This is a genomic window from Marinospirillum insulare DSM 21763 (genome assembly GCF_000686905.1).
In the GTDB taxonomy this organism is placed as follows: Bacteria; Pseudomonadota; Gammaproteobacteria; order Pseudomonadales; family Halomonadaceae; genus Marinospirillum; species Marinospirillum insulare.
The window spans coordinates 160,483-185,428 of the sequence record NZ_JMLW01000001.1; the positions used below are offsets into that span (position 1 = coordinate 160,483).

The window sequence follows — 24,946 nt, forward strand, 5'->3', positions numbered from 1 at the left end:
CTAAGCAAAAGCCAGCGACTTACTTTGTCGTTTCTAACTGGTTTAATGGATAAATAAAAATACTTAAAGGAAGTCTTATGTCCTCAACACTGTCCCCTTTAGAACCTGGCTTTATGCTGTTGCAAGGCAATCGCTTGGAAGACTTGCGTGATTTGCTAAGCGAATGGATTACCAGCTACCCACTAAAGCCGTTAGAAGATGAATGCATTTTAGTGCAAAGCAACGGTATTGCTCAGTGGCTTAAAATGGCTTTAGCCAGAGACCAAGGGGGTTGTGGAATAGCTGCAGCCATGAAGGTAGATTTACCCGGGCGCTTTTTGTGGCAGGCTTACCGCAGTGTTTTTGATGAATTACCCGAGATTTCCCCTTACGACAAAGCCCCCTTAACTTGGCGACTTTACCGCCTGTTAGGTGACTGGCCTGCTTTAGAAGCTTGTGTGCAAAAACTGGGCGAAAACCTTGAAGAACTAGAGCCATTAAAAGGCTTTCTTAACCAAGATACCGACCCCCGCCGTTTACACCAGCTAGCCGCCAACCTTGCCGATTTATACGACCAATATCAGGTGTACCGTGCCGATTGGCTAGAGGCTTGGGAAAAAAATAATAACAGCTTAATTACTGCAAAAGGCCAAGTTAAACCACTAGAAACAGCCGACCTTTGGCAAGCAGTCGTCTGGCGTTTATTAGTAGAAGATGTACAGCAAGATACCGACTTGCCCGATGCTACTAGCCCTTGGGCAAGGGCTAGCCGCGCCACTATTCACCAAGCTGTGATTAAAAAATGTGAAAGCTATACGCCAGAAAACCGCCCTGAAGATTTACCCCGCAGGGTGTTGGTATTTGGTATTTCTTCCCTGCCACGCCAAACCCTAGACCTGCTACATGCTTTAGCACCTTTCACACAAATTATGGTATTTGCCAGCAACCCTTGTCAGCATTATTGGGGCGATTTAGTAGAAGGCAAAGAACTGCTGAAGCGGGAATACAAGCGCATTAGCGAACGCAAAATTTCTGCCGACCTTAACCCGGAAGATTTACACCTAGAAGGCCACCCTTTATTAGCTTCTTGGGGTAAACAAGGACGTGACTATTTACACCTGTTAGATGAACAAGACGAACCCGATAGCTACCGTGAAAAACTAGCCTCAATTAAACGCAGTATCGACCTTTACCGTGACCCGCTTGATGAAGGCAACAGCTTACTAAACCAGCTGCAATCGGATATTTATAATCTGCGGCCATTAAAAGAACGCCAAGAACTTAACACCCCAATCGACCCTGAAAAAGATACCAGCCTGCAGTTTTTAGTTGCCCATAGCGCCCAGCGTGAAGTAGAAATTCTGCATGACCAACTGCTAGCTACTTTTGAAAAAGCCCAGCAAGAAGGTAAAGAACTGCCACCCAGAGAAGTGCTGGTGATGGTACCAGACATTAATGTGTATGCGCCGCACATTCAGGCAGTCTTTGGGCGTTACGCAGGTAAATATGAAGAAAGAGACCCACGTTTTTTACCTTTTCATATTACCGACCAAAGCCAGCGTGGGCAGAACACCTTATTGATTGCCCTAGAAAAACTACTGCAATTACCTAGTTCACGTTTTGCGGTTAGTGAGCTGCTCGATTTATTAGACACCCCTGCCTTACGCGAAAACTATCAACTTGAAGAAGCCGACCTACCACGCCTTAAAGAATGGATACAAGGCGCTAATATCCGTTGGGGCTTAAATGCCCAGCAGCGGGGTGATTTAGGCTTACCCGAAGAAGAACAAAATACTTGGTTGTTTGGTTTACGTCGTCTATTGCTGGGTTTTGCTAGTGGTGCAAGTGAGTCTTGGCAAGGCATAGAACCTCACGATGAAGTTGCTGGTTTAGAAGCCGCCTTGTTAGGCCCGCTAGCACAGTTATTAAACGATTTAGAAACTACTCTTAATGAGCTACAAAAAAAGCACACGCCAGCGGCCTGGCTAACCACCTTTACCAATCTAACTCAACGCTTTTTTGTAGAAACCAGCCAAGCCGATGGCTGGGCTTTAGTGAATTTAGAAAACCAGTTAGAAAACTTAGAAAAAGTTTGGCAACACGCCAGCCTTAATCAACAAGAATTACCGCTTGAAGTTGTGGCAGAAGAATTACTCAGTGCTTTAGACCAGCCCACCCTAACCCAAAAGTTTTTAGGTGGCTCAATCAACTTTGCAACTCTAATGCCTATGCGAGCGATACCTTTTAAACAAGTATGGCTACTGGGAATGAATGATGGCGATTACCCTCGCAGTGTACGCCCTGCCGACTTTGATTTAATGGCCAAAGACTACCGCCCAGGCGACCGTTCTCGCCGTGAAGATGACCGTTATTTATTTTTAGAAGCCCTGCTTTCAGCACGAGAAAAACTGGTCATCAGCTGGATAGGTCGTAGTATTCGAGACAATACCCCCCGACCTGCCTCCGTATTGGTTGGGCAACTGCGAGACCACCTAGCCGCTGGCTGGAATTTGAATTTAGAAGATTTAACCACCGAACACTCCTTGCAAGCTTTTAGTCGTCAGTATTTTATGCCGAATAGGTTGCCGCAAATTTTTACCTATGCGCATGAATGGCGACGATTGCATGAGTCTCCAGAAAAAGTTGAGCAAGACTTGCCACCTTGGCAAGCTGAAGCGCCTGTCACCCTTAAAGAGTTAGCTGCTTTTTTACGTCACCCAGTTAAAACCTTTTACACTCAGCGGTTGGGTGTGAACTGGTATAACCAAAATGAAACTTTAGAGGATGAGGAAGCCTTTACTTTAAATGGGTTAGAAGTTTGGTCTTTGCAAAATAAAATGATTGAGCAAATTACCCAAGCCTTAGCTTTACAGCCAGAGCAGCCAATTTCACTATTGTTGAAAGAAACAGCAGCAAAAATTGAGCGTAGTGGTGACTTAGCTGTACCGCCTTTTGCTCAGAGTCAAAGCTATGACTTACAAGAAGATTTATTGCTGCCTTTAGAAGCTTATAAGCAATTGCTGCAAGATTACCCACAAGCCTTAGCGCCACAACTAGTCCGTTTAGAGCTAACCGATGAACAAGGTAAATTGTTACTTGAAGACAGCCTAAGCGATTTGCGTTGCAATGCAGCTGGTGAAAGGTTACGGCTAGTAGTGCAAGCCAGTCGAATTCATAAAGGTAAGAGCTATAAGTGGTATCACCTAGTTCGCCAGTGGCCAGCGCACTTGTTTGCTCAGTTAACGGGTGCTACCCAAACGCGAGTACTTGGACCTGACACCGACTTAGTAATGCCAACACTTGAAGCAGAAGAGGCAGAAAAGTTGTTGCTAGAAATACTCGCTGCTTGGCGCTCAGGTATGAGCCAGCTACTGCCTTTACCTTGTAAAACAGCTTTTGATTTTTTAGATAAAGAAGGCAAGCCTTGGGATACCTATGAAGGTAATCAGAGACTTGCAGGTGAAGTAAGTGACCACCCAGCTTTTGTGCGTTTCTGGCCGAGCTATGCCAGTTTACAAAAAGAGCCGCTCTTTACTGAATTAAGTCAGGGTGTTTATCAACCTTTAATGGACATTCTAACTAGCTCTAAGCAGGAGGCTGAAACCAATGAGTAAGGTTATTGCAACAACTAGCCAGCTAAACCCCTTAACTTTTCCTTTGTGGGGTAGCCGCTTAATCGAAGCCAGTGCGGGTACGGGTAAAACCTTTACCTTGGCACTGCTTTATGTGCGTTTAGTTTTAGGGCATGGCACTAAAGAAACGCAATTTAATCGACCACTAACCCCTAGAGATATTTTAGTAGTAACTTTTACCGATGCGGCGGCAGAAGAACTGAGAGACCGTATTCGTAATCGCTTGGTCGAAGCAGCCGCTTACTTTCGTGATGGCGTTGCTAATGCAAACGACCCACTTGAAAAGCTTCGCCAAGATTACTCCCCTAAAGAATGGAATACCTGCGCCTGGAAGTTGCAAATGGCTGCTGAAGGTATGGATGAGTCACGAGTTTCAACCATTCATAGCTGGTGTAATCGGGTTTTAGTTGAGCAAGCATTTGATACGCGTGGTTTATTTAACCGCCAGCTAGTTACAGACACTGAAGATTTATTAGCACAGGTCGTTCGAGATTACTGGCGGGTGCATTTTTACCCGCTAGATGAAATGGCCGCTGGGTTAATTAGTGATGAACTTAAGTCACCTGCTGAGCTATTAACTGCCATTCGCAACCTTTTAAAAGCCTCTAGCCAAGGTGTAACTTTTAAAGGCGAAGTGCTGAAAGTTACCGACTTAACCCCCCATTTAGCAGCGCAGGGGGCTTACCAACAAGCTAAAGATGAAGCAGCACAAGCCTTTGCGGTAGAAGCTGAAAAACGCCAAGCCTTTGAAGCAGAAGTTAAAGCCCATTGGGTTAATAACTGGCAAACCATTGAAGAGCACTTGTTAGAATTGCGTAGCAGTTTAAATGCTAGAAGCCATAAAAGTGGTTCTGAAGCAGACTATCTTAAGCTACTTGGTGAAATTTATGCTTGGGCAGCTAATAATGCCGAGCAACCTAGCTTGCTTAAAAACTTTGCTGCTGGTGAGTTTAAGTTTGTAAAAAACAAACCTTTCCAACAGGAAAACTCGCTGGAAGCTTTTCAGCTTTTAAAAGACCTTTTAGAACAAGCTAAACCAGCGGCGATAAATATTGAGCAGCCCGAACTGCCTTTAAAGGCAGCGGTGCTTGCCCATGCCTTGCCTTGGGTAAAAGCTGAGTTTAATAAGCGCATGAAACAGCGTGCTGAAATGGGCTTTGATGATTTGCTAGTAGAGCTAGATAAAGCCCTAGATCCAGAACTAGCCAAAGACTCAGCCGAGCGCCTTGCCGCTGTTTTAAAAGAACGCTTTCCTATAGCTATGATAGATGAGTTTCAAGATACAGACCCTATTCAGTATCGAATTTTTGATCGTATCTACCAGTTAGAAACAAATAGTGCTGCTAGTGGATTATTTATGATAGGTGACCCTAAACAGGCCATTTATAGCTTCCGTGGTGCTGATATTTATACTTATTTACAAGCTCGCACCGCAACCGAAGGGCGGCATTATACTTTGAAAAAGAATTTCCGTTCTACCCAAGGTGTAGTGGAAGCTTGTAATGCCTTGTTTAAGCAGGCAGAAAGTTATGACCGAGCGGCCTTTCGTTTTAAAGAAGAAAATAAAAACCCCATTCCTTTTGTTGCGGTCGAAGCCCAAGGTCGGGATGAGCAGCTGTATTTGCCAAGCGGTGAAGCTGCACCCTTAACCTTTTGGTATTTCAGTCCAGAAGAAGATGAAGACCAGTCGTTAGCTATTACCCGTTATCGAGAACTAGCCGCAGCAAGTGCCGCTAGTGAAATTGTGGATTGGCTAATGGCGGCTAAGCAAGGTAAGGCTGGCTTTGGTAAAGATAAACAAATAACCCAGCCACTTAAGCCTGCTGATATTGCTATTTTGGTGCGTACTGGCACCGAGGCAAAAGCTATGCGTGAAGCTTTGCAAGCACGCCAAGTGCCCAGTGTTTACTTGTCTGATAGAGAATCATTGTTTTCCAGCCAAGAAGCTCAAGATATGCTGCACTGGTTATATGCCTGCGCCAATCCTTTGGATGAGCGTTTAGTAAAAGCCGCTTTAGGAACTAACAGCCTTGATTTACCCCTAGAACAACTAGCTGGCTGGCAAGAAGATGAGCTGGCTTGGGAAGCCCAGATGGAGCTTTTTCAGCAGCTGCACTGGCAATGGCAAAGGCAGGGTGTTTTGGTTATGTTGCAGCAACTTTTACAACACTACCAACTGCCTGCCCGTTTAATGCAAGCCCCAGATGGTGAGCGCCACTTAACTAACCTGCTGCATTTAGCCGAATGGCTTCAAGAAGCCAGTGTTGAGTTGGATGGTGAGCAGGCGCTTATTCGTCATTTAGCAGAATATTTAGACGCTGGTGATCAGCAACAGTTATTACGCTTAGAAAGCGATGCTGAGCGGGTTAAAGTGATTACTATTCATAAATCTAAGGGGCTGGAATATCCTTTAGTTTTACTACCCTTTATTGGCAGTTGGCGTGATATTGATGGCAATACACGTGAAGTGGATTACCAACTAGAAACGGGCAAATATCAGGAGCTAGCAGGCAATAAGACCTTTAAAGCCGCTTGGGATGCAGCTAATGATGCACGTATTAGCGAAGATATGCGTCTTTTATATGTGGCTTTAACCCGTGCTAGCCATGCACTTTGGTTAGGTGTGGCAGCTTTAAAATCGGGTAATGCTAAAAAGCCCCAGGTTGAACGTTCTGCTTTAGGCTATTTACTAAATGCTGGACAGCCTATTGCTGATGCAACTGCCTATGAAGAGGCACTTAAACAGTTGGCTGCAACTTCACTGCATCTTGTACGCCAAGCAGCCCCTGCAATGCACCCTCACTTATTAGAACCAGATGATGCATTAGAGCTAGACAAAGCCGTTGCTGCGCCTAATTTAAAAGACCTAACCAACTGGTGGATTGCCAGTTATTCAGCGATTCAATTTCAATCCGTTAATGGTCAAATAATAGAAGGCACCCAGGAGGTTGCAGATAATTTAATGCTACCAGCATCACCAGATAAAGAAGCAGAAACTCCACGAGAAGATCAAAGAGATGAAGAAATAAAAACCTTTCAACCTCCACCAATAGCAGAGGCTCAACCCCAACAAGACCTAGGGCCTATGTCAGATGTGAATGTAATGCACCACTTCCCAGCTGGCGCAGTTTGGGGAACCTTGCTGCACAGTGTTTTAGAGTGGGCGGCTATTCAGGAATATAAACCTACAAGTGGCAAAAAAATAAAAGGTTTTGCCGCAGTGATTGCTGAAAATACGGCTAGCCAAGAAGCCTTTAAACGCTTCTGTGACAAGCGCAATATTGAAAACTTCTACGAACCGCTTTGGGGTTGGTTGGTTAGCTTTGTACAGAAAAAATGGCAGCTAGATGCTTTGGGCAAAGATGTAGAAGGTAAGGCTATTAGCTTTTCATTGAGTGATTTAAAGCCTGCACAACTAGCCGTAGAGCTAGAGTTTATGCTAGAAAGCCATCAGGTAAATACCCTGACCTTAGATAAATTGATTAGAGAAAATACCCTAGAACAAGTTAGCCGCCCAGTTGCTAAACCCAATTATTTAAACGGCTTGTTAAAAGGCTTTATTGACTTGGTTGCCGAACATGATGGTCGTTATTACGTGATTGATTGGAAATCAAACCGTTTAGGATTTAGCGATAGCGACTACACCCAAGCAGCCATGCTCAAGCAGATTTTAGAGCACCGTTACGATATGCAATACGTACTTTATTTGGTGGCATTGCATCGCCTGCTTAAAGCCCGCTTGCCAGACTATGATTATGACCAGCATGTAGGTGGGGCTATTTATGTGTTTTTACGGGGCATGAATGCCAAGCTGAGTGAAGGCTTGTTTTGCGATAAGCCGCCCAAGGCGCTAATTGAAAAACTAGATGCACTATTAGCAGGAGCTCACTCAGAGCAACAAGGAGTTTTGGTATGAGCAAGCTAATAATTCAACTAGAAAGCTGGGCGGAAAAAGGCGCTTTACGTTTACTGGATGTGGCTTTAACACGCTTTATTAAAGAACAAATACCCCAAGCCAGTGATGCTTTACTTTTAGCAACGGCGCTGGTGAGTGAGCGTAATGGGCATGGCCATGTATGTTTAGATTTACAAACCGTTTTGCAGCAACCAGAACTGCAGTTAGTAGAAGATGAGCGAATAGATACTACTGAAGAAGCAGTTAAAGTGGCAGATGAATTAACGGACCTAATAGAAGGCTGGACACTGGCCAGTTGGGTAGAGCAATTATTAACCACCGATGCCGTGGCAGATAAAAGAACAGCTAATGCCGCTAGCGATTCAGCTAGTAATTCTAGTCCTTTGGTGCTGGCAGGCAGCTTAAAAAAACCTTTTTTATACCTACGCCGTTATTGGGTGTACGAGCAACAAATTCACAAGAGTATTCAAGCACGTTTAAAGCTAGAGCAAAACTTACCAAAAGAAGCAACTCGCCTGCTGCTAGACCAGCTGTTTGAAGACTTTAAACCTTCTAAAAATCAGCCGATTGATTGGCAAAAAATCGCTTGCGCCTTAGCAGCTAGAAGAGGTTTTGGGATTATTACCGGTGGCCCGGGCACGGGTAAAACCACCACTGTTGTTCGCTTGTTAGCTTTATTACAAGGCCTGCAAATGCAGGCTGGAAAAACACCTTTAGTAATACGCCTTGCTGCACCAACGGGTAAAGCAGCGGCACGGCTGAGTGAATCTTTGGCTGGCAGTGTAGCGCAGGTGAAATTACCTGCTGATTTGGCTGTTTGCCGAAAAGATATACCAACCGAGGTTTCAACACTGCACCGCCTTTTAGGTAGCCAACCAGGCACCCGACATTTTCGTCACCATGCAGGCAACCCGCTAGCTGCAGATTTGGTAGTGGTTGATGAAGCTTCTATGGTAGATGTGGAAATGCTGGCGCGATTATTAGATGCCTTAACGCCAGAAACACGTTTAATCTTGCTGGGCGATAAAGACCAGCTAGCCTCAGTTGAAGCGGGTTCGGTGTTGGGTGATTTTTGTCAAAATGCAGACCAAGGCAACTACACTCAAGCCACACAAACCTGGCTAAAAGAAAATTCAGGACAACTACTGCCCAGTGAAATGCTTAATGAAGAAGGTAGTCTTTTGGCCCAAGCTACCAGCATGTTGCGGCACAGCTACCGTTTTCATACCTACCCAGGCATAGGTGAACTGGCTGAATTGGTTAATACTGGTCAAGCTTCTGCTAAGCAGCTAGAAGCAGTGTTTGCTAGCTATCAGCGTGAAGACGAAGCAATAAGCACTACAGCCAACCTAGCGCTAATTAAACTCGCTAAACCCAATTATCAAAAACCAGCCACTGAACAACAAGACCCACTAGTTCCCCTTAAAAGTTTGGTTAGGAAAGGCTATAGCCATTATTTAACCACCCTAATCGAACAAAAACCCAGCACTGCAAACCGTGAAGACCTAGATGCTTGGGCATTAGCAATTTTTGCAGCTCACCGAGAATTCCAGCTACTCACTGCGGTAAGGCGAAGTATTTGGGGTGTAGAAGCGCTGAATGAAATGACCCTGGCAGCTTTAAAACAAGTCGATAAGTTTAAAGACCTGCTGACTGGCACCCAGCTTTGGTATTCAGGCCGCCCAGTGTTAGTGACACGAAATGACTACAGCCTAAAACTGATGAACGGTGATATAGGAATTTGCCTAGAGTGGCCAGCTAGCGATGACTCATCTAACAAGAAATTGCTTAGAGTGGCTTTCCCTGATGGAAAAGGCGGTGTGCGCTGGGTTTTACCGAGTCGCTTACAAGGTGTAGAAACCGTTTTTGCCATGACCGTCCATAAATCACAGGGTTCAGAATTTACCCACGCCGCCTTGGTGCTACCTTCAGCCGATAACCCAGTGTTAACCAAAGAGCTACTTTACACAGGCATTACCCGATCTAGCCAAGCCTTCACCCTTATATACAGTGATGAAAGCGTGCTAGAAAGCGCCTTAACCAAAAAAGTAGAAAGAGCCAGTGGATTACAGGCAAGTTAATAGATCAATATGGAGAGAAAGATAATGACTAAGTCTTATAAAGTTAAAGGAACCGTAGAAGCTTGGGAAAAAGGCTTGCTAGGTCGCGATGAAGATTTTGTTCAAAAGGTAAATATTGAATCTGAAGTGATTGATGATGCCTTAGCTTTACAAGCTATCTCAATTCGTTTGCAAAAAGGTTTATTAGAAGACCTTAAAAACATTGCTCAAATTAGAGGGTTAGGCTACCAGCCATTAATGAAACAGGTGCTAAAACGCTTTGTTGATGCTGAGAAAAAGCTTTTACTAAAAGAGCTTGCTGCAGAAGAAATCAAAGAACAGGCATAAGCTTAACTAATCTATTAGCGACACAAAAAATAAGGACATTTATGCAGCTAGGTTTTTACCTTAAAAAAATGCTAGGCATGATGTTAATGCCGATTCCCTTAACTCTGCTTTTGTTAGTTGCTGGTTTAATTACCTGGCAGCGTGTACCTAAGCTAAGTCGAGGACTAATTATTGTTGCTGGAATTTTATTAGCACTTACCAGCTGGCAACCTGCTAGTGATGAATTGATTCGACCGTTTGAAGAAGATTATCCACAGTTTAACCTTGATCAACCAGTTGCAGCAGTAGTGGTTTTGGGAGGGTGTCATAGTACTGACAAACAAATGCCTCCAGCTGCACAATTGTGTTCTTCTAGCTTATTTCGATTAATTGAAGGCTTGCGGATTTTGCAGGCCAACCCTCAAGCTAAGTTATTAGTGTCTGGTTATGCCAGTAGCGATATTCGCCCGCATGCTGAAGTTATGCTGGAAGTAGCTTTAAGCATGGGAGTAGCAGAAGACAGAGTACTTGTTTACCCCACCCCTAGAGATACTCAAGAAGAAGCAGTAGTAATGTGCTCCGAGCTTTATGGAAAAAGCTTTGCTTTAGTTACTGAAAACTCACACTTACCTCGTGCCATGCGTTTTTTTGAAGAACAGCAACTAACCCCTATCGCTGCACCCGCGTTAAAAATGAGTGCTAATAAATCTGATTGGCGAATAAATGCTCATGCTGCCTTAAAAAGTGAACGAGCTGCTTATGAGTTTTGGGGTAGTCTATGGCAGCGTTTTAAATAAGGAGAAGAGCTTGCATCTAAGTATTTTAACTTTAAATTTTTCGCTGCCTGGCTGTAGGTCGTTAAAAGAAAAGCGGCAGCGTATGGGTGGTATGCATGAGCGTTTTGGGCGCAACCCAGCTGTAGCAGTTTGTGAGAGTGGCGAACATGATTTGCACGAGTCGAGCGAATGGTCTTTTGTAGTGGTGGGCAATTCTAAGCGGGATGTTGAATCTTTATGTAGCCAAATAGAAGAAAAAATCCAGAGCAGTGTTGATGGGCGTGTTATTAAAGCTGTAAGAGAATTTCTTTAATTAGTTTGCTTGGCGACATGATTTGTCGTAGCTATCCCTCAAGCTAGCCAAGATTAGACAGAGGGACAAAATATGGCACAGCAATTTGCAGTTTCAAAAAAAGATTCTTTAGGGGGTTTATACCTAGAAAACACTCAGCTCCGTGAATGGCAATGTTCAGATAAGCAAGTCCAAAACCTTGATTTATGGAATGCCCCACACCTAACCCATCTAGACCTTAGTCAGTGCCAAGCTGGCATGCACCTGCTTCTGGTTAATTGTCCTAACCTTAAAGAAGTGATTCTCCCAACAGGCGCTCCTTGTTATTTGCACCTAGCTTAACCATTAAAGGTTCGGGCGATGTGATTAATTTTATGAGTGCTTAATAAGCTTCTTGCTTCGTCTGAAAATAACTGACCCAGTCCTGCTTTACTTGCTTCAGATAGATGGCTAATGCGGTAGTTCATCAACTGCTGGTACCCTCATGCTAAAAACAGCAGCAAGCATAACTAAAGTGGCACTCGATAACCGCGTGATTTTCATTAGTATGCTGGCCAGTTGCAGCAAGACCGAGTGTATTTAATTGCAAAAGGTAGATTATACACGTCAGGGGGACTTGGTTTTTTGTGAGAACTAACCTTGTCTAAGAAACCCGACTCCTTTTCTAGTGAGTTAGAGTCTTTCTACACTTTAAATGCGAAGAGCCTCTTATGCAGCGACACCTTAGCTGAACCTTACAAGCTGTACACCTAAAGCAATCTAGCCAAATCGCTTAAGCTTCTTGGCTAGATAGTTGAATTATAGCATGGGGTTTAGTGGCAATTTTTATTTGCTGACGCTCGTTAAACGCTCGGCAATATCGTTACCGTATCTGTCAGTTAGCTCCAATTCTTTTAATTCATTGTAACTTAATAGTTCCAATGCTTTTTCATTAAAAGCAGTTTTAAAGCTAGGATCATTCAATAGTTCTTCAGCTACCATCCCAAGAAGTTTGAATCGTTGATTGTGTGCTTCTTTAAGACGTGTTTCAAGCCGTGCTGTTTTTGCTTCTTGTTCTGCTATCTGTTGTTCAAGTTTACGTGTTTTCATGCTCAACCCTATATTTTTTTGATGTACTTAGATTGTAGCGAGTATTTTTATGCCTGCGAAAGCACAAGAGCAAAAGTTAAAAGCTGCAACTTAATGTGTGCCAAGAACTAGGGGGTTGCGCACTTAGGAGTCAAAGTTTTTTGATTCAATCTGTTCATTTAGCTGAAAAATATTAAGCACAGGTTCAAGTATTTAGATTGTGGTTATAGCTGTATTTAACCCATTTATAAATCTTGGAGTTGCTCATGGCTATTTTTCATTTTCATGCCAGGGTCGTACAGCGTTCAAAAGGAAAATCTGCGGTAGCAGCAGCGGCGTACCGCTCAGGTACGACACTAGTAGATAAGCGAACTGGTAAAACATACGATTACACAGATAAGAATGATATTGATGGTGCTTTTATATTCGGCTGGGCTGGTTGTCGAGATGAACTTTGGAATACAGCAGAGGCTACTGAAAAACGCAAAGATAGTACGGTAGCTCGTGAGTACATTGTAGCCCTACCAAGGGAGTTGGATCCGCTTAAACGACAAGCATTGGCAATTGAATTAGCTGAAGAAATATTTATCCGTTATGGCGTAGCAGTGGATCTTTGTCTTCATGGTGCTAAGAGTAAAAATCCTCATGCACACTTTCTAACAACAACGCGCGAAGCTTGTTCCACTTACTATGAGCTAGGTAATAAAAGTATAGTTGATATATCAAATACAGCCCGAAAAGAAAGGAGTCTCCTAGGCTATAAGCAGCAATTAGATTCACTTAAAAGTTACTGGTGTGAGCTAGTCAATAAAGCATTAGAGCTTAATGGTTTTGATGAAGAAATAACCCATCGAAGTTTTAAAGCTCGAGGTATTCTAAACCGAAAACCACAAATCAAAACTTATGGAAATCCTAAGCGAGTCGCTGTAAACAACATAATAAAAGAATATAACGAGGTAAAAGATGAGCTTGATAGCTTGTATCACGAAATCTATTTAGAAAAACTTGAGCGTGAGAAAGAATACCAGCGTTATTTAGAAGATGTTGAGCCACCAGATCCTGAACCTATAAATTTACCACAGTCCGAGCGCATTACGTTTGTAGATCAGAAGGATGATACCCTTAGTGCCAGTGACCGTTTGATGGCAGAATTTGAAGCTGAATGGGTGGTTGAAGATGCAGCAAATGAAGCAGCGGAAAATACACGAGTACATAACCTTAGCGGCCAAGCAAATAACAGAAATAATGAACCAGGTTTATGAGCTGTTAATGGGCTCTTCGTATTTAAGGGTGCTGTAATTAATTTCTTGGCATAAGCTTTTTACCTCGTCTGCGGTCTGGTTCGTTGTAGGCTGTCACAACTCAATTTAAAAAAACCAATTACATCTTATCTCCATTTTCTGGGTCAGCTTCCTTTCTTTGTTCTCCTTTCCTAAACAATTGCTATTTGATTATGTTTCTTAATCGCGTTAAGCTGCGATCCTTAAATTATTGCTAATCATTCTCATTGCAGTTGGTGGTTATGAAAGGTTTTTCTTTTCCTAGATACAAACTCTCACGCAGTCAGCGTTGGGTTCGTCCGTTACATGCATACAGCTCCATGCTAATGCTATTTATTCTGCTGTTTTTTACTTTAACTGGTATCACGTTAAATAACCGCCAATGGTTGCCTACACCGCAAGCCTCGCAAGAAATGGAATTAGCTTTGGCTGAAAAGTTTGCAGAAATACCCATTGAAACCATTAGTGCAGAAATGCAGGGAAAGGCCATTTGGCAGTGGTTAAAAAAAGATCAGGGTTTATCGGATGGTGAATTAAATGTGGAATGGTATGCCGATGAAGCTTTGCTTTTATTAGATGTAAAGCGCCCGGGTGGCTATACCGCTGTAGAAGTGTTCCCTGCAGAGCAGTTGGTTTGGTATGAAAATCAAAAACTGGGCTGGATGGCCGTAGTGAATGACTTACACATGGGGCGTTATAGCGGTAAGGCTTGGAGCTGGTTTATAGATTTGTCAGCAGTAGTGATGTTGTTTTTTACCTTAACAGGTTTTTGGTTGGTTTTATTTCATCCTAAACGTCGTAGCCGCACTTTATTGCTGAGTGGGTTCGGCACTTTATTAATGGTAGTTCTTTATTTTTGGATGCTGTCATGAGTCAAATAAAAAAAGTAAACAAGCTGGCTGCCTTGTTATTAGTAAGCACTTTAACCAGTGTGTCTTATGTGTCAGCTGCTGAAGTGAGTATCGAAGTTAATTTGCCAGCCAGTGAAGGTTCGATGAATTATCGCCCTTACGTTGCCGTGTGGGTAGAAGATGAAAATGACCAAACCGTAAAAACTGTAGCTGTATGGCGTAAGGAAGCCGATTGGTTAAAAGACATGCGCCGCTGGTGGCGTAAAGCAGGGCGTTATGACCAAGGTGAATTAGACAGCGTAACGGGTGCAACGCGCCGTCCGGGTAAACATCAAGTAATTTGGGATGCGACTAATCAACAAGGCGAGGCAGTGCCTGCAGGTGACTACACCTTAAATATTGAAGCCTCCAGAGAACACGGCAGCCGTAGTTGGGTTCGCCAAACGATTACGCTTGGTGGAAAAAGCCAAAATGATCAAGTTTATACCACTAAGGCTGCTGAAGAATTGGGCAGCATGACCATAAAAGTTACTCAATAAAAAGCATGAGTAGTTATTAATTAAGGAGTTTCACCATGAAAAAACGTCATTGGCTAGGCGCTGCAGCCTTGTCATTAGCTTTGTTAGCACCGAGTGTTCAAGCCCACCCTTTGTGGATGTTGCCCAGCGAATTTAACCTTTCCACTGAAGAATCTTTTTGGATAACGGTGGATGCCACCGCAGCGCATGGCGTGTTTACTTTTGATAAACCGTTGGGGTTAGATAGCGTTAGCATTTATAAACCAAATGGCGACCGTCAACGCATGGGACCTTATTTTAAAGGCAAGCGCCGTAGTGTATTTGATTTAGAAATTGATACTGACGGTACTTATAAAGTGGAATTAAGCACGCCCCAGCGTTATTTCACAACCTATGAAATAGGCTCACGCAATACTAAGCGCCGTATTTTTGCTAACAAGCAAGAAGCTGAAGTTCCTAAAGGCGCTAAAAATGTTAGGACCACCGCAGTGCAAACCCTATCTGCTTTTTATGTAACCCAAGGCGCACCCAGCAACAAGGTACTTGAAGCAACAGGCAAAGGTTTTGAATTGCACCCGTTAACCCACCCCAGCGATGTGGTAGCGAAAGAAAATACACGCTTTAAGTTTACTTTTGATGGTAAGCCCCTAGCTAATTTAGATGTGGAAATTACCCCCCACGGTACGGCATGGCGTGATTCACGTGACCAAATGAATTTAAAAACCGATAAAGAGGGTGTGGTTACTTTTAAACCAACAGTAGCAGGACCGCATTTGTTAATGACCAGTATGCGTAAAGCTATAGATAGCCCTTTGGCTGATACGGCAGGGGTTAATTACCACCTAACTTTTGAAGTTTTATCCCAGTAATCACTTTTGAGCTTATGTAATTAAATAAAGGATTCCCACTATGACTAAACAATTGATTCGTGCAGGCCTAGCGCTTTTGGCTATGGCTTCATTTTCAGCTTGGGCACATTATCCAGTAATGGACTGTAGCCGAGAGGGCGAAAAAATTGCATGTCAGGTGGGTTTTAGCGATGGGACTCTAGCGCAAGGGCAAGAGGTAGTTATCTACTCTTATGACGATGAGGAGCTGGCACGAAGTGCTGCGGACGGTAGCTCCGTAGCTCGCTTCAACTGGCCTAAAGGTGAGTTTTATATTCAATTTGATGCTGGCCACGAAGATCCAGCTGAGTTTGATTATGTCGAATTCTAGCCTTAAAGCTGAAAAGGTAATCATAGAAGTCGTTCGCCCCGATGACGGTCGCCTAGAAAGTGTTTGGGTAACCTTATTTATACTTGGAGTTTTATTGTTGGGTGCATTAGGTATTTGGGCAAGGCAAACGCCTGCCCTACAAGATAACCCGTCGGCCAGTTTAAATACCCTAGAGCGTCAGTTGCTTTTGGAGTTATCCATTGCTGCAGATGAAATTGAGTTTATGCAAAGCTTTTTAGACGGTGAATCATTAACTTTGGAGAGTTTAACTGAGCAGGCATTGTTGCCGGTATTTGCAGGACAAACTTTGCAGGCTTGGCAAGCGATTGATCAAAACTGCTTTTTTTTATTGCAACCTAAAACAACCGCTGCTTTTGCATTGAGCTTGCCAAGGAATGCACCTGCTAGAATTTTTTTTACACCTGAATTAATCGAGTTTCCAGATACTTGTAATCAACTAAGTAGCTGGCTACGAATGGATAATCTCCCATGAAACCTTTTTTTATACGCTTTATTAGCTGCTTAGCTTTAATAGTTTTACCTAGTTTAGTAGCTGCTAAGCCTTTAGTGGTGGGTATTACTTTACATCCTTATTATAGTTATGCCGCACAAGTGGTAGGTGATAGAGCTACAGTCTTGCCTTTAATTGAAAGTGGCTTTAACCCGCATAATTATGAATTGCAGCCAGCAGATATTAAGCGTTTAAGTAGCATGGATGCGCTGGTCTTAAATGCGATAGGGCACGATGAGTTTGCGGTTCATGCCTTAGAAGGTTTGGATTTACCTAACTTAACTGTCATTAATGCCAATAAGGACGTACCACTACTTTCTTCTGGTGGTGGTAATACTAATTATAATCCACACAGTTTTGTGTCGATTGATGCTGCTATACGTCAGGTTTACACCCTTGCTAAAGAGCTAGCAAAGCTAGACCCAGACAACGCCAGCTACTTCCAAAAAAATGCTTTGCGCTATGCCCGCGAATTACGCCAGTTAAAAAACACCTATCGTAACCAATTGCTAGATGTAGACCTAAGCAGGGTGCGCATTGCAAGCACACATAACGCTTATGGCTACTTGTTACAGGAATTTGGTATCGGTGTGGATACGGTGATTGAGCCAGCCCACGGTGTTGAACCTAGCGCTAGTCAATTACAAGCGACCATTCAGCGCATTAACAATGCCAACATTCAGGTTTTGTTTACTGAGTTAGATATGGATAACCGTTATGTTGATGTTATTGAAGAAGCTACCGGGATTCAGATTTACCATTTTTCGCACATGACTTATGGCGAATATGATGCTAACCAAGTGATGCGTGAAATGAAACATAACCTGTCTACACTGGTAGAAGCGCTAGCCCTTGCTGCTAAGGCCAATAGCTAATGGGGCCTGCCATTGAATTAAAAGATGCAAGCCTAACCCTTAATGGTGTTGAGTTACTACCTAAAATCAATGCTTACTTTAACCCTGGTCAGTTACATGCGATTACGGGTGCTAATGGTTCGGGCAAATCATCTTTAATAAAAATAATTTTAGGCTTGGCGGCTCACCAAGGCCAGGTTGAACGCCATTGGCAAGGAGCTGATCAAAGCGCTCAGGCTCAACAAATTGCTTATGTGCCGCAGCAAACGGCCTTTGAGGCTTCTTTACCTATAAGTGTGAAAGAGTTTTTGTTGGCTAGCCTAACTCGGCGACCCTTTTTTGCTTGGCAAAAAAAAGCTGATTTAAACCAAGTGCACGCTTTGCTACAAAGAGTCGGTATGCAAGATAAAGGACATTTACGCTTAGGCGAATTGTCGGGCGGTGAGCGTCAACGCTTATTGTTTGCTCAAGCCTTAGAGCGTAATGCTTTATTTTGGTGCTTAGATGAACCTATGACGGGTTTAGATCAGCAAGCTCAAGAGCTAATTAATAAGGAAATAATGGGTTTGCGTGAGCAGGGAGCAACTCTGTTAGTTATTCATCATGACCCAGACTGGGTTGCCCAATATGCCGACCAAGTTTGGTGTGTGGATAATGGCCTGTATATTCAAGGAGATCAGCCTTAATGGATGCTTTGCGTGAGCTGGTTTTTGGATTGCAGCAAGCAGGTTATCTGCCAGAAATGTTTCGCTATGGCTTTTTAACCAATGCGTTGGTTGCGTCTTTAATTGTAGGGCCGTTGTTGGGTGCTTTAGGGCCTTTAGTGGTAGTTAAGCGCTTAGCCTTTTTTTCTGAGGCAGTAGGGCATGGTGCTTTAACTGGTGTGGCTTTAGGGATTTTGCTAGGTGAACCTGCCACCCAACCTTTGGCAGCTTTGTTTGCTTTTTGTGTGGTATTTGCGGTTTTACTTCACTGGATTAAAAGCCGCACCCAAATTCCTTACGATGCTTTAGTTGGTGTTTTCTTGGCTTTTGCTATCGCTCTGGGTGCTTCCTTGCTTTTATATGTAGCAAAAAAAGTGAACGTACATATTTTAGAAAACGTGCTCTTTGGCTCAATTCTTACCGTAAAAGACCAAGACCTCTTGGTTATGTTTATTCTAGCGCTGGTGTGTATTGTACTGATGGCTTTCAGTGGTAATCGTGCTTTGATTAGCAGCCTAGTGCCTGATTTAGCTAAGGTTCGGGGTATTAAAGTACGTTTTTATGACTATGTTTTTGTATTGCTGATTGCTCTAATTACTGTTGCGTCGGTAAAAATAATTGGCTCTATTTTAGTGGGCGCGTTATTGCTTGTTCCTGCTGCTTCCGCTCGAATGATTAGCCGCACAGGGCGAGAGTTCTTCTGGATATCCATTCTTTTTGCCACGCTTAGCTGTTTACTAGGAATTATATTACCCATGGCAGGTGCGTTACCTATACCTTCAGGTGCAGCGATAGTGCTGGTGGCCTCTAGTGGGTTTGTTATTTCTTTAATTATACGTCGTTGGAGGTCGCTGGTATGAAGTTAAAGTCTAAACTATTGGTGGTTATTGCATCTTTATTGATTCTCACTGCCTGTTCAGTTAATCAGCAAACTGCCACTACCCAGCCCAGTGTTACTACAGCGACCCCTGTCACCCATTTAATTGCTAGCGCTTTATTGGCAGATACCCAGGTAGAAGTTAATTATTTACCACCTAAGCGTTTACCCATTAACCGTATTCCAGCTTGGTTGAATCGAGTAGGAGCTAACGAGTTAACTACTAGTGAGGCAGTATTAACTTTGGAGTCTGTATTACCTGACTTAGCGATTTTTCCCTTGTTGCGCCAAAAAAATATTCGCTTAGTGGCCATAGACTTAGCTAAAGAAATTGCTCCGGGTGGTGCAGGCATCAGCCAGCGTCAAGGAATTAGCGAACCTGAATATTTTTGGTTAGATAGTAACAATCTGCTGTTAATGATTAACATTGCAGCCAAAGATTTAACCCGTTTATGGCCCAACTATGCAGAACAAATAAGTCAAAATCGTCAGCAAACTCTACGCCAAGTACAGCAAATGGCTTTAGTGGTTGATGAGCTTTTATTCACTTACCAAATTAACTCGCTAGCTTTAACCGATGCAAAGCTAATGCCTTTAGCCCAAGCAACAGCCTTGCCTTTAGTTGAATTAGACAATGCAGATTTAGTTATAGCTAGCCGAGCTAACCCTAGCCAAAAAACTTGGGTGGTAGATCCTTTAACCCGCCCTAAAGTAGATAGTTTAGAAGCTTGGTTGGAAGCATTAAAAGTTAGTTTGCAATCCGCCTTAAAAGAATAACATCTTTGCTGAGGTAAACTTGTTCGAGTTGCCAATGCTTAGCTAGCCAGTTAAAACAAACTTCACTAAAAAAACTAATGTGGGTAGGGTCTACTAGGTAACGCCAGGTTTGAAAGGCTACCAAGCTAGTTGGGCGTTGAGTCATAATGCCCAAAACCCCTTGGGGCTTTAAGCAGCTAACTAACTGGCTTATTACTGCTGCGGGTTGGGCTAGGTGTTCAAATACTTCAGTGCTAACAATAAAATCATATTGCTCTTGCAGCTTGGTAGGGTGGTTAGCAAAATAAAGGTCATAGTTAGTGCAGCAAATCCCTGCCTCTTCAAACATCAGCGAGAGTGTTGGTCCAGGGCCGCAGCCAAAATCTAGGCCTTTGATCTTGTCTTTAGGTTTATTTAATAAAGCTAACTGCTGCAACATTGGTTGCTTCATGCGGTCTAAAAATTTCCGATAGCCAAGGTCATTAGGATTGTTTTCATGTTGCTGGTATATAGCTATTTCAGCAAGTTTATCCCAATGAAAGCTAGGTGGCACAAAAATCAGGTCGCAGACTTCGCAACAATGGTACTCACGCCCTAGCAAGGGTTTATGGGTTTGGGTGTGCCATAAGTGAGTTGAGTTTGAGTGGCACAAGGGGCAAGGCAGCACTAAATAATTTCCTGAATTAGATTAGACTGTTCAGTTTACAGGAATAAGCAGGCGTTAGAGGAAAATCCAGCATTATGGCGCGTTCAAAAAATAAGAAGTGGGTGGTTGTTAGTATAATTTTATTGCTGCTAGCCATACTTGCTGTTGCTTGGTGGTATTTGAATAGTAATGAAGACGAAAAGCGCTTGCCTACAGCTAAGGTGATGCGTGGTAATTTACAAGAATTAGTCACCGCAACGGGTACGCTCAATCCTAAAAATTATGTTGATGTGGGTGCGCAAATTTCTGGGCAGCTAGTTCATTTGCATGTGGAAGTTGGAACAGAAGTTGTAGCGGGTCAGTTATTAGCAGAAATTGATGCGCGTGTTTTAGAAGCCAATGTTGCCGCTAGTCGTGCACAATTACGAGCGCAGGCGGCGCAGCTTAAAGACCGTAAAGCTCAGTTAAAATTAGCAGGCCAGCATTTTCAGCGCCAAAAAATGTTGCGTAAAGATGAAGCTGTTACCGAAGAAACCCTGCAACAGGCTGAAGCTAGCTTTATTTCCTCTCAAGCCCAAGTCGAACAGTTAGAAGCACAAATAGAACAAAACCAATCTTCTTTAGCTGCCGATGAAGCTAACCTTGAATACGCACGTATTCTGGCTCCCATAAGCGGTACCGTGGTTTCTATTAATGCGCGTCAAGGGCAAACCTTAAATGCTAATCAGCAAGCTCCCGTTATTTTACAAATTGCCGACCTAACCAAAATGCGTGTAGAAACTCAGGTTTCTGAAGCGGACATTAGTCGTTTGAATGTAGGCATGTCAGCTTATTTTACAACCTTAGGTAGTCGTGGTCAGCGTTGGCAAGGCGAATTGTTGCGTATAGAGCCAACCCCCACAGTTGAAAACAATGTAGTGCTTTATAATGCACCTTTTGATGTAGACAACCCTAGCAATCAACTTTTGCCGCAGATGACTGCTCAGGTGTTTTTTGTAGTAGCAGAAGCAAAAGACACTTTGTTAGTGCCTAGCGCGGCTTTGCAGCCTTTAAATAACAAGCGTTATCAAGCTACCGTTTTACATGATGATGGCCACCAAGAAGTTAGGCAGGTAACCCTAGGGGTTAATGATCGGATTCAAGCTGAAGTAGTAGAAGGTTTAAATGAAGGTGAAACCCTTTTACTGCAAACGGGGGCAGCTTCTAAAAAACCGAGTGCTAGCTCTATGCGGGGAATGATGCGTTAATGGAAAAGCAGGAGCAAAAAGCTACACCTTTAATTCGGCTAGACAATATTACCCGCAGCTTTAGCAACGGCGATCAAACCTTGCAGGTGTTAAAGGGAATTGACCTAACCATTAATGAAGGTGAATTTGTTGCCATAATCGGCAGCTCTGGCTCGGGCAAAACTACCCTAATGAACCTCTTGGGTTGTTTAGATAGACCAAGTTCGGGTGACTATTATTTCCGTGGCCAGCTAGTTAACCAACTAACCAAAGATGAATTAGCCCACCTGCGCCGTGATGCTTTTGGTTTTGTTTTCCAAAGTTATAATTTATTGCCTGGCACGCCGGCTGTTAATAATGTGGAATTACCCGCGATTTATGCAGGGCAACCACCAGCCATACGCCGCACCCGAGCTTTAGAGCTACTAGCCAAATTAGGTTTAAGTGACCGAACCGACCATTTACCAGGGCAGTTATCGGGTGGTCAACAACAGCGGGTTTCTATTGCTAGGGCTTTAATGAATGGTGGGCAAATCATTCTAGCCGATGAACCCACCGGCGCGTTAGATAGTAAAAGTGGTATAGAAGTTATGCAGCTTTTAAAAGAGCTATCAGCTCAAGGGCATACTTTATTGCTGATTACCCATGACCCTGAAGTTGCTGCCCATGCTGACCGTATCATTGAAATTCGTGATGGCGAAATTGTTAGTGATCAAAAATCTGCAGCAGTAGACAATCCTAAAGCCCGTTTACCTTTACCCGAAGCAGCAAAAGAACAACCTCTTATTGATATTTGGGAATCCACTAAAGCCGCCTTTACAGCCCTGCATCGCAACCTATTCCGTACTCTTTTAACTCTATTAGGCATAGTGATAGGTGTAGCCTCGGTGATTGCTATGTTGGCCATTGGTGATGGTGCCAAAAACGAAATTGTTGAGCGTATTAGCTCTTTAGGTAGCAACTTATTATTAGTGCGCCCGGGTGCGCCTAACCAACGGGGCCGCTGGAGCATTGCCACGCTAGTGCCAGAAGATGTGCAAGCAATCAATTTAGAAGTACCTAATTTAATTGCTGCCATTCCAGAGTTAACGGGGACTAAAACTATTCGTTACGGTAACCGAGATAAAAGCACTGGCATGAATGCAACCTCGGCCTCTTTTCCTTTAGTTAGGCAATGGCCAGTTGCTGAAGGTGTGTTTTTTAGCCAAGAAGATGAAGACCTCTATGCCACGGTTGCGGTGCTAGGTAAAAGCGTAGCAGATGATTTATTTGGTAAGCAATCGCCCTTGGGTGAGTACGTTATGGCTGGCGGTACTTTGTTGCAGGTGATAGGGGTTATGAGTGAGCGCGGTGCTTCGCCTATGGGGCAGGACCAAGATGATGTGGTGTTTATACCCTATACCACTGGCAGCTTACGTATTTTTGGGCAGCGTTTTTTACGTAACGTAACCGTAGCGGTAGACGATGTTAGCCAAATGGACTTAACCCAAGATAAAATTTTTGAATTAATGTTAGCCCGCCACGGTGTTGAAGATTTTCAAATTCGTAATATGGCTTCTTTAATAGATAATGTCACCGCTACGCAAAATACCTTCACGCTTTTATTAGGCTCAGTTGCGGCTATTTCATTACTGGTGGGTGGTGTGGGGGTTATGAATATTATGCTGGTGTCGGTGAATGAACGCACCCGAGAAATAGGTATACGTTTGGCGACAGGTGCACGCACACGTAATATTTTGCAACAGTTCTTAATTGAAGCTTTAACCATTTCAGCTTTTGGTGGTGTGTTAGGTGTAGTTATAGGTTTAAGTACCGCTTGGTTAGTGGGTTATTTAGGTACGGCAGTTTACTTTTCAGTTTTTCCTGTGGTGTTAGCTTTTAGCTGTGCTTTTGCTACAGGGCTTATTTTTGGATTTCTACCCGCACGCAAAGCGGCGCATTTAGATCCTGTTAAAGCTTTGTCTTCGGAGTAGCGGTAATGCTGTTTTGGTTTATAAAAAAAATACGCATTCTATTTATCTTCAGCTTAAGTCTGGGGTTGTTAGTTGGCTGTGGATATAACCCCAAGCATGAAACCCTACCCGTAGAATTAAGTGAAGAATGGCAGGCGGCAGAAGAAGCAACCCTAGAATATACCGCAGCTAATAGTGATTGGTGGCGCTCGTTTCAATCCCCTGATCTCAATAAGTTAATTGCTAGAGCTTTAGAAAACAGCCCAGATTTACAAATGGCTCAACAGCGAATTTTGCAGGCAGAAGCCCAGTTGGGCGTTACCCGTGCCAATGCTTTGCCACATTTAGATGCTAGTTTGGGCGGGTCTTTAGGCTCTAGTAAAAAGAGTGGCGAATCTGCAAGCTCTAGCAAGTCATCTAACCTAGGTTTAAGCACCAGCTACGAAATAGACTTATGGGGTCGGGTTGCCGCTGAGCGTGCAGCCAGTGAAGCCACCCTAGCCAGTAAAGTGTATGACTGGCACGCCACCCGTTTAACCTTAACAGCAGCAGTAGCCAGTGGTTGGTTTAACTGGTTAGTCGCGGATGGCCAACAGCGCAATGCTGTTTGGTATTTGCAAGCGGCTGAGCAGCAATTAGCATTTATTGAAGCAGGTTATAAACGTGGCAGCGCTACACGGGTTGAACTTGCCAGACAGCGCAAGCAGGTGCTAACTAGACAAGCCAATTTAAAAAAGTTAACTCACCAAAAGCTACAAGCTAACCATGCTTTAGCCTTGCTCTTGGGTGAATCTCCGCAGCAATTTAAACCGCCTGAAGCTCAGCTAATGAGGTTAACTATTCCACGCCCCAACCCAGGCTTACCTACTGATATTTTAAGTCGTAGACCAGATTTAGCCCGCGAAGAAGCACAACTAAAAGCAGTAGAAGCTAATGTGGAAGTGGCTAGAAAAGCCATTTATCCCAGCCTTAATTTGAATGCCTCGGCTAGGTTAGCCAGTGACAATTTTAGCTTTAGCGACCCAACGCAAAACCTTAGTTTAGGTGCCAACCTGGTACAAAGTATTTTTGATTTTGGTAAACGTCGCCGCCAAATAGAATTAAGCGAAGCGAGGCAACAAGAAATGTTATTAAGCTATTATAAAACTGTTTTAACCGCTTTAGCTGAAGTGGAAGATGCTCTTAGTAATGAACAGCTAACCCGGGAACTAGAAATTCAGCAACAAAAACTGATAGAAGAAAACCGTTTAATTGCGACTAATACTGAACGCCTATACAAGGCAGGTGCAGAAAAGCTAACCAACCTGCTAGATGCCCAACTAGATGAATTAAAAGCTGAAGACCAGTTGCTAGAGCTTTATCAAAACCGCCTAAATGCCAGCTTAAGTTTGTATAAGGTGTTAGGTGGTGGTTGGAAAGCAGAAATAAACTAGCAGCGTTTTCAAATATCAATAAGAATAATTAGCGTTAAGCTGGACAAGCATTAGTGAGAAAGATTAGCAT

22 protein-coding genes are annotated in these 24,946 nt (G+C 43.4%); 20 read left to right on the forward strand and 2 right to left on the reverse strand.

Translation table 11 applies throughout. The annotated features are described in order from the left end of the window. Positions 1 to 77: 77 nt before the first annotated feature. The 7 genes from recC to BP27_RS0100855 all read left to right on the forward strand — a co-directional run bounded on the left by recC (position 78) and on the right by BP27_RS0100855 (position 11,324). The gene (gene recC / locus BP27_RS0100825) at positions 78 to 3,593 is read left to right on the forward strand and encodes an exodeoxyribonuclease V subunit gamma (protein ID WP_027849921.1); all 3,516 of its coding nucleotides are present in this window, start codon (positions 78 to 80) and stop codon (positions 3,591 to 3,593) included. Then, positions 3,586 to 7,527, forward strand: coding sequence for an exodeoxyribonuclease V subunit beta (gene recB / locus BP27_RS0100830; protein ID WP_051610066.1), 3,942 nt, complete (start codon positions 3,586 to 3,588; stop codon positions 7,525 to 7,527). Before recC ends, recB begins: the two co-directional genes overlap by 8 nt. Further along, positions 7,524 to 9,608, forward strand: a complete 2,085-nt coding sequence (gene recD, locus BP27_RS0100835; protein ID WP_027849923.1) for an exodeoxyribonuclease V subunit alpha — start codon at positions 7,524 to 7,526, stop codon at positions 9,606 to 9,608. The genes recB and recD overlap by 4 nt, the downstream gene beginning before the upstream one ends. 24 nt (positions 9,609 to 9,632) lie before the next feature. Then, complete coding sequence (locus BP27_RS0100840) at positions 9,633 to 9,935, forward strand: CopG family antitoxin (RefSeq protein ID WP_027849924.1); 303 nt, start codon at positions 9,633 to 9,635, stop codon at positions 9,933 to 9,935. A gap of 41 nt (positions 9,936 to 9,976) precedes the next feature. After that, the gene (locus BP27_RS0100845; RefSeq protein ID WP_036238937.1) at positions 9,977 to 10,711 is read left to right on the forward strand and encodes an ElyC/SanA/YdcF family protein; all 735 of its coding nucleotides are present in this window, start codon (positions 9,977 to 9,979) and stop codon (positions 10,709 to 10,711) included. Between the two features lie 10 nt (positions 10,712 to 10,721). Then, positions 10,722 to 11,003, forward strand: a complete 282-nt coding sequence (locus BP27_RS0100850; RefSeq protein WP_027849926.1) for a DUF503 domain-containing protein — start codon at positions 10,722 to 10,724, stop codon at positions 11,001 to 11,003. A gap of 72 nt (positions 11,004 to 11,075) precedes the next feature. Further along, positions 11,076 to 11,324: a hypothetical protein gene (locus BP27_RS0100855; protein WP_027849927.1), complete on the forward strand. Its 249-nt coding sequence runs from the start codon at positions 11,076 to 11,078 to the stop codon at positions 11,322 to 11,324. A 483-nt stretch (positions 11,325 to 11,807) separates the two neighbouring features. Here BP27_RS0100855 and BP27_RS0100865 read toward each other — a convergent pair whose 3' ends face one another. Then, positions 11,808 to 12,071: a hypothetical protein gene (locus tag BP27_RS0100865; protein ID WP_027849928.1), complete on the reverse strand. Its 264-nt coding sequence runs from the start codon at positions 12,069 to 12,071 to the stop codon at positions 11,808 to 11,810. A gap of 245 nt (positions 12,072 to 12,316) precedes the next feature. Between BP27_RS0100865 and BP27_RS16600 the strand changes: the two genes are divergently transcribed. From BP27_RS16600 to BP27_RS0100915, 10 genes are all read left to right on the forward strand, one after another. Further along, positions 12,317 to 13,312 carry a MobA/MobL family protein gene (locus BP27_RS16600; RefSeq protein WP_051610069.1) on the forward strand — a complete coding sequence of 332 codons (996 nt, stop codon included), beginning with the start codon at positions 12,317 to 12,319 and terminating at the stop codon, positions 13,310 to 13,312. A 260-nt stretch (positions 13,313 to 13,572) separates the two neighbouring features. After that, positions 13,573 to 14,202, forward strand: a complete 630-nt coding sequence (locus tag BP27_RS0100875; RefSeq protein ID WP_084324468.1) for a PepSY-associated TM helix domain-containing protein — start codon at positions 13,573 to 13,575, stop codon at positions 14,200 to 14,202. Continuing rightward, on the forward strand, positions 14,199 to 14,720 hold the full coding sequence (locus BP27_RS0100880) for a DUF2271 domain-containing protein (protein WP_051610071.1): 522 nt from the start codon (positions 14,199 to 14,201) through the stop codon (positions 14,718 to 14,720). Before BP27_RS0100875 ends, BP27_RS0100880 begins: the two co-directional genes overlap by 4 nt. 35 nt (positions 14,721 to 14,755) lie before the next feature. Then, on the forward strand, positions 14,756 to 15,568 hold the full coding sequence (locus tag BP27_RS0100885; protein WP_027849931.1) for a DUF4198 domain-containing protein: 813 nt from the start codon (positions 14,756 to 14,758) through the stop codon (positions 15,566 to 15,568). A 40-nt stretch (positions 15,569 to 15,608) separates the two neighbouring features. After that, positions 15,609 to 15,917: a hypothetical protein gene (locus BP27_RS0100890; protein WP_027849932.1), complete on the forward strand. Its 309-nt coding sequence runs from the start codon at positions 15,609 to 15,611 to the stop codon at positions 15,915 to 15,917. Continuing rightward, a complete protein-coding gene (locus tag BP27_RS0100895) occupies positions 15,904 to 16,410 on the forward strand; it encodes a hypothetical protein (RefSeq protein ID WP_027849933.1) in 507 nt (168 codons plus the stop codon). Before BP27_RS0100890 ends, BP27_RS0100895 begins: the two co-directional genes overlap by 14 nt. After that, a complete protein-coding gene (locus BP27_RS0100900; protein WP_027849934.1) occupies positions 16,407 to 17,303 on the forward strand; it encodes a metal ABC transporter solute-binding protein, Zn/Mn family in 897 nt (298 codons plus the stop codon). Before BP27_RS0100895 ends, BP27_RS0100900 begins: the two co-directional genes overlap by 4 nt. Further along, positions 17,303 to 17,968: a metal ABC transporter ATP-binding protein gene (locus BP27_RS14760; RefSeq protein ID WP_051610073.1), complete on the forward strand. Its 666-nt coding sequence runs from the start codon at positions 17,303 to 17,305 to the stop codon at positions 17,966 to 17,968. The genes BP27_RS0100900 and BP27_RS14760 overlap by 1 nt, the downstream gene beginning before the upstream one ends. Continuing rightward, entirely contained in the window at positions 17,968 to 18,846 is an 879-nt protein-coding gene (locus tag BP27_RS0100910) for a metal ABC transporter permease (protein WP_027849935.1), read from the forward strand. Before BP27_RS14760 ends, BP27_RS0100910 begins: the two co-directional genes overlap by 1 nt. After that, positions 18,843 to 19,640, forward strand: coding sequence for a hypothetical protein (locus BP27_RS0100915; RefSeq protein ID WP_027849936.1), 798 nt, complete (start codon positions 18,843 to 18,845; stop codon positions 19,638 to 19,640). The genes BP27_RS0100910 and BP27_RS0100915 overlap by 4 nt, the downstream gene beginning before the upstream one ends. Here the strand turns inward: BP27_RS0100915 and BP27_RS0100920 are convergent. Continuing rightward, the gene (locus tag BP27_RS0100920) at positions 19,612 to 20,070 is read right to left on the reverse strand and encodes a class I SAM-dependent methyltransferase (protein ID WP_245597794.1); all 459 of its coding nucleotides are present in this window, start codon (positions 20,068 to 20,070) and stop codon (positions 19,612 to 19,614) included. The two genes, BP27_RS0100915 and BP27_RS0100920, sit on opposite strands and share 29 nt — an antisense overlap. 290 nt (positions 20,071 to 20,360) lie before the next feature. Here BP27_RS0100920 and BP27_RS0100925 point away from each other — a divergent pair, with 290 nt between their 5' ends. From BP27_RS0100925 to BP27_RS0100935, 3 genes are read left to right on the forward strand one after another with little or no spacing between them, the layout of a single operon-like run. Beyond that, positions 20,361 to 21,512 carry an efflux RND transporter periplasmic adaptor subunit gene (locus tag BP27_RS0100925; protein ID WP_036238939.1) on the forward strand — a complete coding sequence of 384 codons (1,152 nt, stop codon included), beginning with the start codon at positions 20,361 to 20,363 and terminating at the stop codon, positions 21,510 to 21,512. Continuing rightward, positions 21,512 to 23,464, forward strand: coding sequence for a MacB family efflux pump subunit (locus BP27_RS0100930; protein ID WP_027849939.1), 1,953 nt, complete (start codon positions 21,512 to 21,514; stop codon positions 23,462 to 23,464). The genes BP27_RS0100925 and BP27_RS0100930 overlap by 1 nt, the downstream gene beginning before the upstream one ends. Before the next feature lie 5 nt (positions 23,465 to 23,469). Then, on the forward strand, positions 23,470 to 24,876 hold the full coding sequence (locus BP27_RS0100935; protein ID WP_051610074.1) for an efflux transporter outer membrane subunit: 1,407 nt from the start codon (positions 23,470 to 23,472) through the stop codon (positions 24,874 to 24,876). The last annotated feature ends 70 nt before the right edge of the window (positions 24,877 to 24,946 follow it).